Origin of the sequence: Flavobacterium sp. CAU 1735, assembly GCF_039888695.1 — a bacterium.
Taxonomy (GTDB): Bacteria; Bacteroidota; Bacteroidia; order Flavobacteriales; family Flavobacteriaceae; genus Flavobacterium.
The window spans coordinates 74,343-90,644 of record NZ_JBDQQQ010000005.1 but is presented as its reverse complement, the minus strand read 5'-3'; the positions used below and the strand labels follow the sequence as shown (position 1 = coordinate 90,644).

The 16,302-nt window shown below is 39.3% G+C and carries 14 protein-coding genes; 13 read left to right on the top strand and 1 reads right to left on the bottom strand.

From position 1 onward, the window contains the following. Positions 1–114 precede the first annotated feature (114 nt). Genes AAFN64_RS12360 through AAFN64_RS12350 form a run of 3 tightly spaced genes read left to right on the top strand, consistent with a single transcriptional unit; the run spans position 115 to position 5,215 of the window. Entirely contained in the window at positions 115–2,001 is a 1,887-nt protein-coding gene (locus AAFN64_RS12360) for a nucleoside-diphosphate sugar epimerase/dehydratase (protein ID WP_347760657.1), read from the top strand. Positions 2,002–2,038: 37 nt separating this feature from the next. Next, positions 2,039–2,818, top strand: a complete 780-nt coding sequence (locus AAFN64_RS12355; RefSeq protein ID WP_300485937.1) for a polysaccharide biosynthesis/export family protein — start codon at positions 2,039–2,041, stop codon at positions 2,816–2,818. A gap of 6 nt (positions 2,819–2,824) precedes the next feature. Next, positions 2,825–5,215 carry a polysaccharide biosynthesis tyrosine autokinase gene (locus AAFN64_RS12350; protein WP_347760656.1) on the top strand — a complete coding sequence of 797 codons (2,391 nt, stop codon included), beginning with the start codon at positions 2,825–2,827 and terminating at the stop codon, positions 5,213–5,215. A gap of 52 nt (positions 5,216–5,267) precedes the next feature. Here the strand turns inward: AAFN64_RS12350 and AAFN64_RS12345 are convergent, their stop codons facing one another. After that, positions 5,268–5,999 carry a CpsB/CapC family capsule biosynthesis tyrosine phosphatase gene (locus tag AAFN64_RS12345; RefSeq protein ID WP_347760655.1) on the bottom strand — a complete coding sequence of 244 codons (732 nt, stop codon included), beginning with the start codon at positions 5,997–5,999 and terminating at the stop codon, positions 5,268–5,270. 175 nt (positions 6,000–6,174) lie between these two features. Here AAFN64_RS12345 and AAFN64_RS12340 point away from each other — a divergent pair, with 175 nt between their 5' ends. From AAFN64_RS12340 to neuB, 10 genes are all read left to right on the top strand, one after another. Next, positions 6,175–7,458 carry an ABC transporter ATP-binding protein gene (locus AAFN64_RS12340; RefSeq protein ID WP_300485943.1) on the top strand — a complete coding sequence of 428 codons (1,284 nt, stop codon included), beginning with the start codon at positions 6,175–6,177 and terminating at the stop codon, positions 7,456–7,458. Further along, on the top strand, positions 7,455–8,273 hold the full coding sequence (locus AAFN64_RS12335) for a class I SAM-dependent methyltransferase (RefSeq protein ID WP_347760654.1): 819 nt from the start codon (positions 7,455–7,457) through the stop codon (positions 8,271–8,273). The genes AAFN64_RS12340 and AAFN64_RS12335 overlap by 4 nt, the downstream gene beginning before the upstream one ends. Beyond that, the gene (locus AAFN64_RS12330; RefSeq protein WP_347760653.1) at positions 8,273–9,175 is read left to right on the top strand and encodes a glycosyltransferase family 2 protein; all 903 of its coding nucleotides are present in this window, start codon (positions 8,273–8,275) and stop codon (positions 9,173–9,175) included. The genes AAFN64_RS12335 and AAFN64_RS12330 overlap by 1 nt, the downstream gene beginning before the upstream one ends. Continuing rightward, positions 9,172–10,158 (top strand): glycosyltransferase family 2 protein, encoded by a 987-nt coding sequence (locus AAFN64_RS12325; RefSeq protein ID WP_347760652.1) that lies wholly within the window; start codon positions 9,172–9,174, stop codon positions 10,156–10,158. The genes AAFN64_RS12330 and AAFN64_RS12325 overlap by 4 nt, the downstream gene beginning before the upstream one ends. An 89-nt stretch (positions 10,159–10,247) precedes the next feature. After that, entirely contained in the window at positions 10,248–11,237 is a 990-nt protein-coding gene (locus AAFN64_RS12320; RefSeq protein ID WP_347760651.1) for a glycosyltransferase, read from the top strand. Between the two features lie 62 nt (positions 11,238–11,299). Further along, positions 11,300–12,328 carry a glycosyltransferase family A protein gene (locus AAFN64_RS12315; protein ID WP_347760650.1) on the top strand — a complete coding sequence of 343 codons (1,029 nt, stop codon included), beginning with the start codon at positions 11,300–11,302 and terminating at the stop codon, positions 12,326–12,328. 49 nt (positions 12,329–12,377) lie between these two features. Continuing rightward, complete coding sequence (locus AAFN64_RS12310; RefSeq protein WP_347760649.1) at positions 12,378–13,454, top strand: galactosyltransferase-related protein; 1,077 nt, start codon at positions 12,378–12,380, stop codon at positions 13,452–13,454. 27 nt (positions 13,455–13,481) lie between these two features. After that, positions 13,482–14,588 carry a glycosyltransferase family 4 protein gene (locus AAFN64_RS12305; RefSeq protein WP_347760648.1) on the top strand — a complete coding sequence of 369 codons (1,107 nt, stop codon included), beginning with the start codon at positions 13,482–13,484 and terminating at the stop codon, positions 14,586–14,588. After that, entirely contained in the window at positions 14,585–15,262 is a 678-nt protein-coding gene (locus tag AAFN64_RS12300) for an acylneuraminate cytidylyltransferase family protein (protein WP_347760647.1), read from the top strand. The genes AAFN64_RS12305 and AAFN64_RS12300 overlap by 4 nt, the downstream gene beginning before the upstream one ends. Next, entirely contained in the window at positions 15,259–16,299 is a 1,041-nt protein-coding gene (neuB, locus tag AAFN64_RS12295; protein ID WP_300485957.1) for an N-acetylneuraminate synthase, read from the top strand. Before AAFN64_RS12300 ends, neuB begins: the two co-directional genes overlap by 4 nt. The last annotated feature ends 3 nt before the right edge of the window (positions 16,300–16,302 follow it).

Here is a 16,302-nt window from a genome sequence, read left to right as displayed (position 1 = left end):
TGAATAATAATACTGTTGAACTTGAAAAATAGTGTGCTTCAAGGCCTGTACTCTAATTTACAGCAGGCTTCATCAACTTTTAGAGAAGATTTTTCTTTGCAAAGTTTACGCTATTTGCCCCGATGGATTGTCTTATTTATAGACATTTCCGTCGTGATGATCGCTTCTGTGATCAGTTATTTCTTGCTCGACGGCTTGGGAATTCAGTTCCGATTGGCATTAGATAAAGACAAATTTATCTATGTCGTTAGTGTATATCTTTCGGTAACCGTTTTCTTTTTCTGGTTATTCCGAACCTATTCCGGTATTATCCGACATTCGACGTTTATCGACGGTATTCGTTTGTTTTTCGCTCAATCGTCCACCTTTTTAGTGATGTTTTTTATAAATGTCTACTTCGAACAGGCCATTGGTGATAAACTGTTTCTGAATACCCGTTTGCTGCTCAATATTATTATTTCCTTTATGGGATTATTTCTGTACCGCATTGTGGTAAAACAGATTTTTGAGCATTACCTTACCGAATCCAAAAAAATAAAACTCGAAAGAGCGCTGATCTATGGTACCGGTTTTAACGCTACTGCCTTAGCCAATGCGTTGCGTACCGAACGACCACAACGTTTTAAATTACTGGGGTTTGTAGATTATGACGCATCCAATACCACAAAAAGGATTTTGGATATGCCAATTTATACCAGCCGAAAAAAAGTGCCGGTTTTACTACGCTCCTTAGGTGCCAATACGTTAATTCTGGCTTCGAACGATTTACAGGAAGATCGAAAAATCGAACTAATCGATGAGTGTTTGGAATACGGATTTAAAGTATATACCGTACCGGTAGTAGCCGACTGGTCGGATGTTAAGGACATTTCCAAAAAAGTAAAGTCGATTCAGATTGAAGACTTACTGGAGCGAATGCCAATCAAACTGGATAACACCGCTATTCAAAAGGAAATAAATGGGAAAACGGTGGTGATTACCGGAGCAGCCGGTTCAATCGGTGGTGAAATCGTAAACCAGGTAATTGCCTTCTCTCCTAAAAAAGTGATACTAATTGATCAGGCCGAAACACCCTTGTACCATCTAACGTTAGAGCTGAGTAAAAAGAAAACAACGGCAACCGTGCATTCGTTTGTCGCCGATATACGGAATAAAAAAGAAATCGAGTCGATCTTCGCCAAATACAAACCGGATATTGTATTCCACGCGGCGGCCTATAAGCATGTGCCGATGATGGAAGATCATCCGATACAAGCGGTTTTTACCAATGTAATGGGAACCCGTAATCTGGCCGATTTGTCCGTAGCATACAAAGTTGCGAAGTTCGTAATGATCTCTACCGATAAAGCCGTAAATCCAAGTAATGTAATGGGAGCCAGTAAGCGGATTGCAGAAAAATATGTGCAGACGCTAAACTATCATTTGCACGACAACGGTGTAAAACACACTAAGTTTATCACCACGCGTTTTGGAAATGTATTGGGATCTAATGGTTCGGTTGTCCCTTTATTTAAGCAGCAAATTGCAAATGGTGGTCCGATAACGATTACGCATCCGAAGATTATTCGCTATTTTATGACAATCCCGGAAGCTTGTCAGTTGGTATTGGAAGCCGGAGCTATGGGAAGTGGCGGTGAGATCTATATTTTTGATATGGGAAAACCGGTAAAAATTATCGATCTCGCTCGTAAAATGATTCGTATGGCGGGATTACAACCCGATAAAGATATTAAGATCGAATTTGTCGGATTGCGACCGGGAGAAAAATTATACGAAGAGTTGTTAAACGACTCTTCTAAAACGCTGCCTACGCATCACGAAAAAATTATGATTGCAATTGAGGTCTCCGATACCTTTGAAGTGATTTCTGAAGCGGTAGATTTTTTGATCAACATCACAGAAGAAGGAAACGAAATGTCCGATATTGTAATGCAGATGAAAACAATCGTGCCGGAATTCAGAAGTATGAATTCGTCGTTCTCGACCTTGGATATTAATTAAAAATCAAAAGCGTATCTTTGCGCAAAATTTATTATTTATGGAGGTAATTTCTCGCTTTTTCTGTTTTTTGGCTCTGGGAGCTCTATTAATCCTGTCTTCCTGTGCGCAAAAAAAAGATATTGTTTATTATCAAAATATCGATCAGTTTTCGAGAGAAGGATCTTCTGCAACATTCGAACCGAAATTACAACCGGATGATTTGCTAATGATTGTTGTTTCGGCAGAAAACCCGGAAGTGGCGGTACCGTTTAACTTATATGCGGTTACCATGCAAGGTAATATCGAAACAGCCGCAAGCCAGCCTCGTTTACAAACGTATCTGGTGGATTCCAATGGAGAAATTTCTTTCCCGGTTATCGGAACTATCAAATTTGGTGGATTAACCCGTAGTGAAGCCATGACAAAATTAAAAGGACTGTTAAGTGACTATATCAAAAATCCAACGGTTAACATGCGGATATTAAACTACAAAGTAACGGTTCAGGGGGAAGTAACCCGACCAGGAACCTACCCAATACAGTCGGAACGGATTACACTACCGGAAGCATTGAGTTTGGCTGGTGATCTTACCGTTTACGGAAAACGTAACAATATTCTGATAATCCGTGAAACAGAAGGTAAGGTAACAACCACACGTATCGATCTTACAAAGCCTGAGTTTTTCAATTCTCAGTTTTACTATCTCAAACAAAACGATGTGGTATATGTAGAGCCTAACAAAACCAAAGTAAATTCATCGGTAATCGGACCGAATATCACCGTAGCCATTTCAGCAATTTCTTTGTTAATAACCATAATTGCTTTAACCACAAGATAGATATAGATGAATCAGGAATTTAATAATTTTGAAGAGCAAAACGAAAATAACTTTTCTATTCGGGAACAGATTGATAAATACTTAATCCATTGGCATTGGTTTGTACTGGGGATACTTCTTTCATTAGTAACGGCATTCTTGTATTTGCGTTATTATACATCACCTAGCTACAAAGCAGTTGCAACGATACTTGTAAAAGATGATAAAAAAGGGGGGATCGCTTCTGAGTTAGCTGCTTTTTCCGATATTGGAATGTTGACAGGGGCAAAGAGCAGTGTCGATAATGAAGTAGAGGTCTTAAAATCCAGAACATTAGTAGAAAACGTTATACAAAGATTAGATCTAAACGTATTCTATATAGCTGAAGGAAGAGTTAAATCTTCTTTTTTATATAAAGATTCGCCAATTAAAATTGAGTTTACAAATAAAAGCAAAGATTTTTATTTGCAAAATTTTGCTTATAGAATAGAAAATAAAAGCAATAATCGTTTTGTGATCTATGATGAAAAAGAAAATAAATTAGGTGAATATTCTTATGGTAATGAAGTAAAAACCAAATACGGAACATTTATTGTTAGCAAAAAAATAGAAAACTTAACAGATGCCGAAGGTAAAAGCCATAGCAATGATCCTTTTGTTGTCCATGTTAAAATAGTGCCCTTGTCGAAAGTTACCGAAAATTTTAAATTAAAATTGATGGTAAATCCGCTAAGTAAGAATACCAGTGTTATCGAATTGTCGTTAATAGATCCTGTAAAAGAAAGAGCGGAGGATTTTTTAAATGCTTTAGTTAGAATATATAATGAAGATGCCATTGCCGATAAAAATTTTATTTCCGAAAATACCTCGCGTTTTATTTCGCAACGTTTAGAGTTGATCACTCAGGAACTGGACGGGGTAGAGAAAAATGTGGAAGGCTATAAAAAACAAAATAAAATTACGGACATCACTTCCGAAGCAGGTTTGTTCCTGGAAAGTGCCAGTCAGTATGAAAAAAGTGTCATCGAAACTGAAACCCAGATGAAGGTGGTCGCTTCGATGAAGGACTTTTTAAAAAATAGCAAAAAAGGAGATCTTATTCCAAGTAATCTTGTTCCAAGTAATCTCGCTTCCAACGTCACAGCCTCTACATCCATTGATGAGTTTAATAAAATGGTACTGGAACGCAATCGTATTCTTAAAAGTTCTACGCCAAACAACCCGATTATCATTGCTTTAGATGAGAAAATAGAAGCCTTAAAAATAAGCGTAGATGAAAGCCTGAATCGTATGCAGACGACATTGACGATTAAAAAACGCAACCTGGATCGTCAGGAAGGTTTATTGGGCGGACGCATTTCCCGAATTCCAACACAGGAACGGGAATTCAGAGTGTTGCAACGACAACAGCAAATCAAAGAATCATTATACCTGTACCTGTTACAAAAAAGGGAAGAAACGGCAATTTCTTTGGCGGTAACAGCACCAAATGCCAAAGTGATCGATGCGGGCAAAGCTTCGGATATCCCTGTTTCGCCTAAAAAAAATCTGATTTATTTAGGGGCATTGTTTATGGGACTGCTTATTCCTTTTGGAATAGTTTATCTGAGAGATTTGTTGGATACTAAAGTAAAATCGCGTCAGGATATAGAAGCAAAAATCAAAGCACCATTCCTGGGTGATGTGCCACAATCGCTTTCGGCTAATGAATTAATCACAACTACTAGCCGAAGTAGTGCTGCGGAAGCATTGCGGATCGCTAAAACAAATCTGGAATTTATGTTAAACCATGTTCCGGAAGGACAGGCAAAAACTATTTTCCTGACATCAACGTTCCCGAAAGAAGGGAAAACCTTTATCACAGCCAATATTGCTGCTACAATAGCCTTGTCGGGTAAAAAAGTATTGTTGGTTGGTTTGGATATCCGTAATCCAAGGCTGGATGAGTATGTCCAGATTCCATCCAAAGGTTTAACCAATTATCTGTCGTCCAAAGACGATGATATCAATGATTATATCATTAAACACAACGGCTTCGAAGAGTTTTATGTATTACCTTCCGGAGTGATTCCTCCGAATCCGGCCGAGTTGTTGATGAGTAAAAAAGTAAATGCACTTTTTGAACAATTAAAAAAAGAATACGACTATATCGTGGTCGATACGGCTCCGGTAAGTTTGGTAACCGATACCTTACTGGTTGCGCATCTGGCAGATGTCTTTATCTATGTGGTTCGGGCGAATTATTTAGATAAGCGAATGCTAAGTGTACCGCAAACCATTTACAGAGAGAAAAAATTACCGAATATGTGTTTGTTGTTAAACGATACGGATGTAACCAAAGGATACGGCTATGGCTACGGTTATGGTGCCGATCTTGAAGATGAAAGAGCATGGTGGCAAAAACTTTTTAACCGATAAAAAACAATCCGGTTTATAAAAAAAAGTCCTTATTTATAAGGACTTTTTTAGTTTATTTAAAAAGAGCATTGCGTTTCATCGCGGCGACAAGCAATAACTCATCGATCTTTATCTTTTTTGAAAAAGAAGCAATATGACTTTTATGATGTATGTCGGAACCGGTAAAATCGATCATGTCGTTTTTAAATAGTTTTTCAACCGTTTTGGTAACGTGCTCGCCATAATAACCAACAGCCGAAAGTAAATTCGCCTGAAACAGACATCCGGCTTTTTTTAGTTTTTTATAGGCGTCGAAATTGTTGTGGTAAAAATTATAACGCTCCGGATGCGCCAGTACAGGCTGATATCCGGCTACCTGTAACTCAAATAAAATATCAAACAACTGAATCGGCGGATTGATATACGACATTTCCACCAGAACGTAGTTGTCTTTTAAGGTTAACAGTTTTTCGTTTTGAAATAATTTTACAAAAGTATCGTCCAGCATATATTCCGAAGCCGCTTTAAGCTGTAAAGCTCCGGAAAGTTCCGGTAAAAGCCCGTGTACTTCATGTAGCTTGTTTTCAATGCCTTCGCGGGTATTTTCCCAAACCGAACTACAGGTATGCGGTGTTGTAATCATCCGGGCGAAACCGAATTCGCGGCACGAGTCTAATAAATAAGCCGTATCCTCCTGAGTTTGGGCACCGTCGTCAATTCCAAAAAGAAGATGGGAATGAATATCGGTGTAGTCCTGCGGTATAAGTTCCTTTAAAAGGGCTTTGGATTTAAAGAATGATAACATACTGCAAATATAGCCAAATTGAGTATGCAAAAATAAACTGCAATCGGGTGAGAGAAAAGGAATCTTATAGCAAAAGAAAATATTGTTTCAGGACTTTATTTCGCTAAATTTGACTCCGTCTAAAATTATAGATAAGTTTGTAAACTATTAACATTAAAACTACCAATACTATCCGGTGAAAGATGTAATTCTAAAGGCCGAACATATTTCCAAACAATATCGTTTGGGAACGGTCGGTACGGGAACCGTAAGCCATGATTTAAACAGATGGTGGCACAGAGTGCGCGGTAAAGAAGATCCTTACTTAAAAATCGGTGATGTAAACGATCGTTCGAGAAAAGGGAACAGTGATTATGTCTGGGCTTTACACGATATTAGTTTCGAAGTCGAGCGAGGAGAAGTACTGGGAATAATCGGGAAAAACGGAGCTGGAAAATCCACCCTGTTAAAAATCTTATCCCGGGTAACGGCACCTACAACCGGAAGTATCAAAACCCGCGGGCGTATTGCGTCGTTACTGGAAGTAGGAACGGGTTTTCATCCGGAAATGACTGGAAGGGAAAACATCTACCTGAACGGTTCCATTTTGGGAATGACAAAAAATGAGATTACCTCCAAAATAGATGAGATTATTGCTTTTAGCGGTTGTGAACGCTATATCGATACACCGGTAAAACGCTACAGTAGCGGAATGACCGTTCGATTGGCATTTGCTGTTGCGGCACACCTCGAACCGGAAATCCTTGTAGTCGATGAAGTATTGGCTGTTGGTGATGCGGAATTTCAGAAAAAAGCAATCGGGAAAATGCAGGACATCGCCAAAGGCGAAGGACGAACCGTACTATTTGTAAGTCATAATATGGCGGCCGTAAAAAGTCTTTGCACCAAAGGTATTGTCATGGAACACGGAAGGGTGGTTTTTGAAGGTAATGTAGACGACTGTATTGACGAATACCTGAGAGAATCGCAGCAAAATGCGACAAGACAATGGGATAAAGACCATCCCGGATCGGAATTTTTCCGTCTGCACAAAGCGGAAGTCCTTAATCAGAATCAGGAAACAGCGTTAAATCATATGATCTCAAGTCCGGTAATGGTTCGTTTTACGTATGAAGTACTGAAAGACGAACAACAATTCACACACGGATTTAATTTATTTAACAACCAGGGAATTCATATTCTGAGTTCACACGACACAAAATCCGATACACTCCTGGAACCAGTATCCAAAGGAATATATACCAAAACCATTACAATTCCGGGCAATTTACTGGCGGAAGGAGGTTACACCTGTAGTTTTGCGATTATGCGTTATAGTCCGTTTCATGTGGAGTTTCATGAAATGGAAGTGGTTGGATTTAATATCATTGATGAAATGGGCGATAATACGGCTCGTGGCAATTATTCAGGACGATTCCCGGGATTGGTACGTCCGTTGTTAAAATGGGAAAAAATATGAAAAAAGGATGGACAGGCGAACGCCTCGAAACATTTATATATAACAGAGATGCTATTGATCATTTGCATCGTTATGCTATAGCACAACAGTATGTAACCGGAAAAACGGTTCTCGATATTGCTAGTGGCGAAGGATACGGAACCAATCTTTTAAGTGAAAATGCGGCATTTGTTTACGGTGTCGATATAGACGAAACGACCGTAGCAGCGGCAACACGCAAATACCACAAAAATAATATCCGTTTCCAACAGGGAAGTACCAGTGCGATTCCGCTGGAAAACCAAAGTGTAGATGTGGTGGTCAGTTTTGAAACCATCGAACATCACGATCAGCACGATGAAATGATGCGCGAGATCAAACGCGTTTTAAAACCGGGTGGTATGGTGATCATTTCCACTCCGGATAAATTGTACTATTCCGATCAGCGGAATTTTAAAAACGAGTTCCATATTAAAGAACTCTATCAGCAGGAATTCGAAACCTTGTTGTCGGGATATTTTGCAAAGCAACAATTGTTGGCGCAACGCTATTGTAATGGGAATTCCCTGATTACCGATATCGCAAGCCCGGAACAACCCGTGATTATGGCCGGCGATTATAAGGCTGTACAGCAAACGGATATACCCGCTTTGTACCTTGTAGCCATTGCTTCAGACGAATCATTTGACCGACAGGGTCTTTCTGTTTTCGACGGAAGCAGTATTGTGGAAATAGAATACCAGCAAAAAATGGCCAAAATCTATAATTCAAATTCCTATAAAGTGGGGCATAGGGTATTAATGCCGTTTAAGTTTCTAAAAAAAGCCTTTAAATAATGCTGGCGATCGTAATTCCATATTACAAGATTCAGTTTTTTGAAGAAACACTCCGTTCACTCGCCAATCAGACCGACAAACGGTTTACGGTATATATCGGAGACGATGCCAGTCCCGATGATCCATCGGGGTTATTAGAACGATTTAGCAGTCAGTTTCCGTTCGAATACCATCGCTTTGAAACCAATAAAGGCGGCAATTCGCTGGTTCGGCAATGGGATCGTTGTATCGATTTGATCAACGACGAGGAATGGATTATGATTTTAGGCGACGATGATGTATTGTCGGATAATACCATAGCATCCTGGTATTACAATTACGAACAGTTTAAGGACAAAACGAATGTGGTTAAGTTTGCCTCAAAAATAATTTTTCAGGAAACAGCCCGAATTTCCGATCCTTTTCTACATCCTGTTTGGGAAAAAGCAACGGAATCTTTTTTTAAAAAAACAAAAGCGCTTACAAGAAGCTCGCTGTCGGAATATATTTTTACCAAAAAGGCTTACGATACCTACGGTTTTTACGATTATCCACTGGCATGGTACAGTGACGATCGCGCGTGGATCGATTTCTCCGAACAGAAAAGCATATACACCATTAATGAAAGTTTTGTCTTTATTCGATTTTCAGAAATGAATATTTCAGGCCGACAAGACAATACCGTTTTAAAAAAGAAAGCCAAAGAACAATTTTTTGGAGACTTTATCCTAAACAAATTAGCCCTGTTTTCTAAAAAGGAGCGATTGGATTTATTGTTAACCTATGAAGTTGCGGTAAAAGACCAGCGAAAGTTAGTCTTCAAAGAATGGCTGCTGTTAGGGAAGCACTATGTTCGTAATTTTACACCAATATCGTTTTTAAAATTTATCCGACGTTTTTTTATCAGTATTTTTAAAAAATGAAAGCGTTAGTATCCGTAATCATCCCAACCTATAACCGAGCTGATCTGATTGGAGCGACTTTGGACAGTATGATTGCCCAAACCTATCAGGACTGGGAATGTATTGTCGTAGACGATGGCTCGACAGATAATACCGAAGAAATCCTGTCGGCATATAGCAATAAGGATAGTCGGTTTTACTATTATAAAAGACCCGATAACCGGACGAAAGGCGCCAATGCGTGTCGGAATTATGGCTTTGAAAAAAGCAAAGGTGCCTATATAAAGTGGTTCGATAGCGATGATATTCTGTATTCCGATTTTCTGGAAAAACAGGTTCGCATATTGGAAGAAGATAAAGAGTTGGATTTTTGCGCCTGTCTGGCGGAAGATTTTACAGAAGGTTCACCTATTAAAACCGTTTTTAGAGCAAACCGAACACCAAAGGAAGATGTATTAACGGCCTATCTCACCAAAAATCATTATTTTTTTACCGCGGCACCGTTATGGAGACGTACAACATTGGAGGGCAAAGCTTTATTTGATGAAGAATTAGCCAATAGTCACGAAACGGATTTCCATTTCAGAATGCTGGCCAATCATTTAAAATATGTATACAGAGAGGATGTACTATTTGGAATCAGAAGAGGACATCAAAGTATAACGCAGGACAAAGCCAATGAACTTTCGTCGCATATTTCCCGACTTAAATTTTTTACAAAAGCATTTAAAATTGTAGCAACAACGGCGACAGAAAATCAAAATACGCTCCAACAATATTTATTATACCGACAGTTGAGTTCGTTTTATCAGATCAAAATAAATTCCGGAAAAACAATAAAAGGATACGGTATTCAAATACTGAAAAATATTTTCAATACAGCCTATCCGCTACAAGATAAAATCCGGATCTATATCGGTTTTATACTCATCACAATTTCGAATAAAGGTTATAATTTTTTAAAAAGTGCCAGGATAGACATCAATGAAGCGATCGAAAATTAAATAAAGTAATCGTTTAAAAATATTGATCATCAAAAAATCGTTACGTAAAATTAAAACGGATTTGTCATAAACAAAATAAACAAGGAGTTATGAAAGTTAGTGTATGTATGATAACTTATGGGCACGAAAAGTTCATACGTCAGGCGATAGAAGGCGTCTTGATGCAGGAATGTGATTTTGATTATGAATTAGTTATCGCCAACGATTGTTCTCCGGATACCACCGACGAAATTGTAAAAGATATTATCAAAACACATCCGAAAGCACACAAAATACACTATTTTCCCCATTCCAAAAACCTGGGTATGATGCCTAATTTCCTGTTTGCTATGGCACAATGTAAAGGCGAGTATGTGGCGATGTGTGAAGGAGATGATTATTGGATAACCAAAGATAAACTTCAAAAGCAAGTCGGTATTCTGGAAGCTAACCCAAATACAGGATTGGTTTATACGGATGTAAAACATTATGATCAAAAAATAGAAAAGTTGCTGGATAAACCGGCCGGAAAGGAAGTCAGTAAAGCGGATGTTATTCCCGTAATGTTAAAAAACAAATTTATTGAGTTTCCAACTACCTTGTTTCGGAAAAAAGTTCTCGATAAAGCAATTGAAATCAACCAGACGTCACTGTTAAAAGGTGTGATCGGCGATACCCGTATTCTTTTAGAAACTGCATACCTGTCGGATATTTTCTTTTTAAAGGAAGTGACAACCGTATACCGGATTGTCGAAGGAAGTGCCAGTCATCCCAAAAAAACGGATAAATATATTTTTGCACTTAAGGATTCGTATTTATGCCGAAAAGAATTTGTAGAACGCCATAACCTGCCAAAAGTCTGGTTGTCGGATTCGATATGTAATACCAATAGAGGATTGATCAATACGGCTTTTATTGCAGATAACTATACTGATGCATTGAAGTTACTTAAAAATGTAGTAATTTTTGAGATGTTTACATATTCGAGTAAATCGGTTATAAAGCAAAAAATGACCTTGGGAATATGGGGTAAAGGATTCCTGGCCTTTTTAGGAATCGGTGTTTTACGCCAAAAAATGAAAAAGAATAATCAGACATAAAAAACAATACCCTAGTATTCTTTGGGATATTATAGTGATAAAAGCAATTTATTTTAAATACGATGCGGGTAGGATTTAATCCACATAAAGATCAAATACAACAAGCGGACGATTACTTCCATCAGGTAATCTTACCGGTCTATATTCCGTCTTTCGACGGTTATTTTAAAGACAGTTTTGCGATATTAAAATATTGTATCGATTCCTTATTGCTAACGGTTCATTCCAAAACCTTTATCACGATTGTTAATAATGGTAGCTGTGAAACCATCGTTACTTATTTGAATGAATTATTGGCCGCCCAAAAAATTCACGAATTGCTGCATACCTCTAATATCGGAAAAATGAATGCCGTTTTAAAAGGCTTGTCCGGTAATGACTTTCCTTTGGTCACTATTGCGGATTCCGATGTGATGTTTTTGCCCGACTGGCAGATGGCGACCTATGCAGTGTTCGAAAATTTTCCTAAAGCCGGGGCGGTTTGTCCAACGCCGTCTTCGCGATCGTATAAAACCTATACTGCTAATGTTTTGTGGGATTATTTCTGGTCCCGAAAATTGCAATTTACAGCCGTGAAAAACCCGGATGGATTAAAAGCGTTTGGACATAGCGTGGGAAATGAAAATTTTTACAACCGTTACCAGCTGGAAAAATACCTCACGCTTACGCAGGGAAATACCAAAGCAGTAATTGGCGCCGGACATTATCTGGCCACCTATCGCAGCGAAATTTTTAAAAATAAATTGCCCAAGCATACTCAATATCGTTTAGGAGGAACCAGCGAGCGGGACATATTGGATATTCCAGTGGTCAAATCCGGTTATTACCGATTGGCAACGGAAGATAATTTTGCGTACCATCTTGGAAATGTAACAGAACCCTGGATGGCCGATACATTACAAACCCTAACAAAAAGCGCTGTGAGTCCGATAAAACAGCCCGTTTTAAAAGCAAACAATGCAACAAAAATCGGATATTGGATCAAAACAAAACTTTTTTCCCGATTGCTGTTTAATAAAAATATAATACCCTTATTTTTCAAGTTTAAAGGATTGCCGGCCAATGTGGTACAATCATATTTAAAGAATTAACTGAGGAAGAAAAACAAACCGAAAAAAGACATAATAACTGTTGATACCCATGATAACCGTAATCTATCCCTATAGAAACCGGGACTTGGAACGCGTGCGACGTTCCCTGGATTCCTTACAGATCCAGACCGATATACGATTTAAAGTCGTATTGGTCGATTATGGATCGGATCAGATAACAGCACGTGCCGTTCAGGAATTGGCAAAGCAGTATGCTTTTGTAGAATACCATTACCTTTTTACAACAGATCAACCCTGGAGCCGGAGTATCGCTTTAAATTATGCCATCCGGAAAGCCGATACCGACTATTGTTTTATGGCGGATATCGATATGATTTTCGCCCCGGATTTTATGGCTTTTGCCAATCAGCATGCCCGATTGGACGAAGGAATGTATTTCCCGGTAGGGTTTCTATCGGAAGCGGAAAGTACCAGGAAAAAATCATTTGATCAGTATGTGCTAAAATTTAGTAGTAGTAGCGAAGCCGCAGGAATGTCGTTGTTTCCTACGGCAAAATTGCATCAGATTCGAGGGTACGATCAGTTTTTTCATTTTTGGGGATCGGAAGACAACGATATTCACAATCGCCTAAAACAATTGGGTTGTCCGATTCGATTTTGTGACGATAAAATACGGATGTTACACCAATGGCATCCCAACTTCCGACAAACGGAAAGCGCATTGTTAAAACAGGAATTGCAACTTTCGGGTGTGGCCGAATTAAACCAGGAACATTTTCGGTTCAATCAACAACGACAATTCACAACGGTTAACTCCGAAAACTGGGGAATCGTTATAGACGAAAAAGACTATAATTTCCTACGGGAACTTCCGGTTCAAAAAATAACAAACCGTAAAAGTGCCATTGATCATTTGATATTCGGTCAACTGCCGCAATTGAAAGACGGGGAAACGCTTAGTGTTTGTATCGAAGAAGAGCCGTTGTATAACAGTTTTAAATACAAACTCAAAAAAATACTGGGAAAAAAGGTGCCCGATTACTATACGTTAAAAGAGAGTAACGATCTGTTGTTGCGGCATATTGTTACCCAGTATGCGCATTTGCCATATACCTACAGAATACGTGAAAACCTTAGCGGTATCGAGTTTAAAATAAAAAAATAGAAGCCATATTTTTTATATTTTTACCAAATGGTAACAAACTTTCCCAAAGTAATCCTTATTTCACAAATGCCCCTGCCTTATCCGAAAATAGGGAGCTGGACAACCTTGTATAAGAATTACTTCGAAAGTAAGCATCAGGTCGACTATATTATCTGCGAACCTCCCGAAAAAAGATTTGATACGGTAGAATATGCAGTGGTTGAAAACACCTTACAGGCAAAAATCATCCGGAAATGGAAGAAAAACCGCTATGTGGGATATCTGAATGCGTTGGAAGAATTGTTACAACCGGATCAGAAATACATCATTCAGATTGTCGATAATTACGGAATTGTAAAGCCGCTACTAAAATTCCTTTCGGAAAGTGGCTATCGTCAGCATTGTTATTTGCAATTCTGTTATCACGGCTTCCCGCCTTTCTACGAAAATTTTGCCGGACGTTGGTTTTTTGAAGGGATCGATGAGATGGTAGTGTTAACGCACGATTCGTACAAAGCCCATAAAGACTATTATACCGTTTTACCAACCCGTTTTTCGGTACTTCATAATGGCGTGGACACTAAAAAGTTTCACCCGATTGCAACAGACGCCAGACAACTTCTAAAAGAAGAATATGGTGTGATCAATAAAAAAGTATTTGTCTGGTGTGCACAGGATCGTCCTAAAAAAGGATTGCATATTGTTTTGGATGCCTGGAAAAACGTAATCGAAAAAAGAAACGATTGTGTATTGTGGATTATCGGAACCGAACCCAAAGAAGCGATGGAAGGCGTTCGTTATTTCGGGAAAATTCCGAATGATGAATTGGCAAAATACCTTCAGGCAGCCGATTGCTATTTGTTTTCAACGCTGTGTCACGAAGGTTTTGGCTTAAGTCTTATCGAAGCTTTGCATTGCGGTAATTATTGCATCGCATCCGCTTTAGGAGGCGTTCCCGAAGTATTACAATACGGAAAGTTTGGAAAACTAATCGAAAGTCCGCATTTTGTCTCCGAATGGGAAAAAGCAATGTTGGATTTTGCAGAAAATCCCGAGCAATCTTATGCTTTTGATACGGCTTTGTATACCACCGAAAACTGGAATGCAGGAATGAATACGATTATTGCATCTGCCCAAAAGAAAATGGCCCAATGAAAACGATAGCTGTAATTCCGGCTCGCGGCGGATCGAAACGACTTCCCGGGAAAAATATAAAACTACTCGGAGGAAAACCGCTTATCGCGCATTCTATCGAATATGCCAAAGCCAATGCGGATATAATTGATGCTATCGTAGTAAGTACCGATGATTCGGAAATCAAAAAAATAGCCCTGGATTACGGAGCGATTGTAATCGACAGACCGGCTTCGCTTTCGGGCGATTTGGAACCAACGGTTACCGCTTTAAAACATGTGCTGGAATCGCTAACGGAAAAACCGGAAAATGTCGTTTTATTACAGGCGACAAATCCGTTACGACCGGAGGCATTACTTCGGGAAAGCTTTGAAAAATATAGCGCCACCGGAGCCGATAGCTTGTTTTCGGTAACCCCCATAATCCGTAAACTAGGAAAAATAACCCAATCCAGATACGTTCCGTTTAATTATGAAATCGGACAACGGAGTCAGGATATGGAACCTTTATATTTTGAAAACGGATTGCTATACATCAGTAAATCCGAACTTATTTTAGAAGAACAAAAAATTATTAGCGAACAGGCTATTCCCTGGATTGTGGAACATCCGTTTGCCGAACTGGATATCGATACGGAAGCCGATTTTGAATATGCATCCTATCTGTATCACAACCATAAAACACATAATAAATGAATCCCTATATTGAAATAGCCGGAAGGAAAATCGGGCCGGATTATCCGCCATTGGTAATTGCCGAAATCGGAATTAACCACGAAGGTTCCCTGCAAACGGCCAAAGAAATGGTCGATGCAGCTTTTCGCGCCGGTGTGGAAGTGGTGAAACATCAAACCCATATTGTAGCCGATGAAATGAGTGGTGCCGCCAAAAAGGTAATACCGGGCAATGCCGATGTTTCGATCTATGAAATTATGGAGCGTTGTGCGTTAAATGAAGCGGATGAGCTTGAACTGAAAAATTATGTGGAAAGCAAAGGAATGCTCTTTATTTCGACACCGTTTTCAAGAGCAGCAGCCGAGCGATTGCGAAAATTCGATATTCCGGCCTATAAGATCGGTTCGGGCGAATGCAATAATTATCCGTTACTCGAGCATATCGCATCTTTTGGAAAACCGGTCATTTTAAGTACCGGGATGAATACCATTGAAAGCATTCGTAAAGCCGTGGCCATTTTTGATAAGCACAAGGTGCCGGTAGCACTGTTGCATACTACGAATTTGTATCCGACGCCAATCCATTTGGTCCGTTTTGGAGCGATGACCGAAATGCATAATGCCTTCCCGGATAAGGTTTTCGGATTAAGTGATCATACATTAAACAACAATGCCTGTCTTGGGGCGGTAGCCTTGGGAGCGTCCATTTTGGAACGCCATTTCACCGATCATATGGAACGTACCGGGCCGGATATTGTATGCAGTATGGACGAGCAAAATTGTGCCGATCTGATTCGGAATGCCGCTGAAATCGCACTAATGAGAGGCGGAACCAAACAACCGGCAAAAGAGGAACAGGTAACGATCGATTTTGCATTTGCAACCCTGTGTACGATTCAGGATATCAAAAAAGGGGATGTTTTTACAAAAGAAAACACCTGGGTAAAACGCCCGGGAACCGGAAAAATACTGGCCGAACATTTCGAATCCGTATTGGGTAAAACCGCCGGACGGGATATTGCTAATGACGAACAGCTAAGTTGGGACGATATAGTATAATCG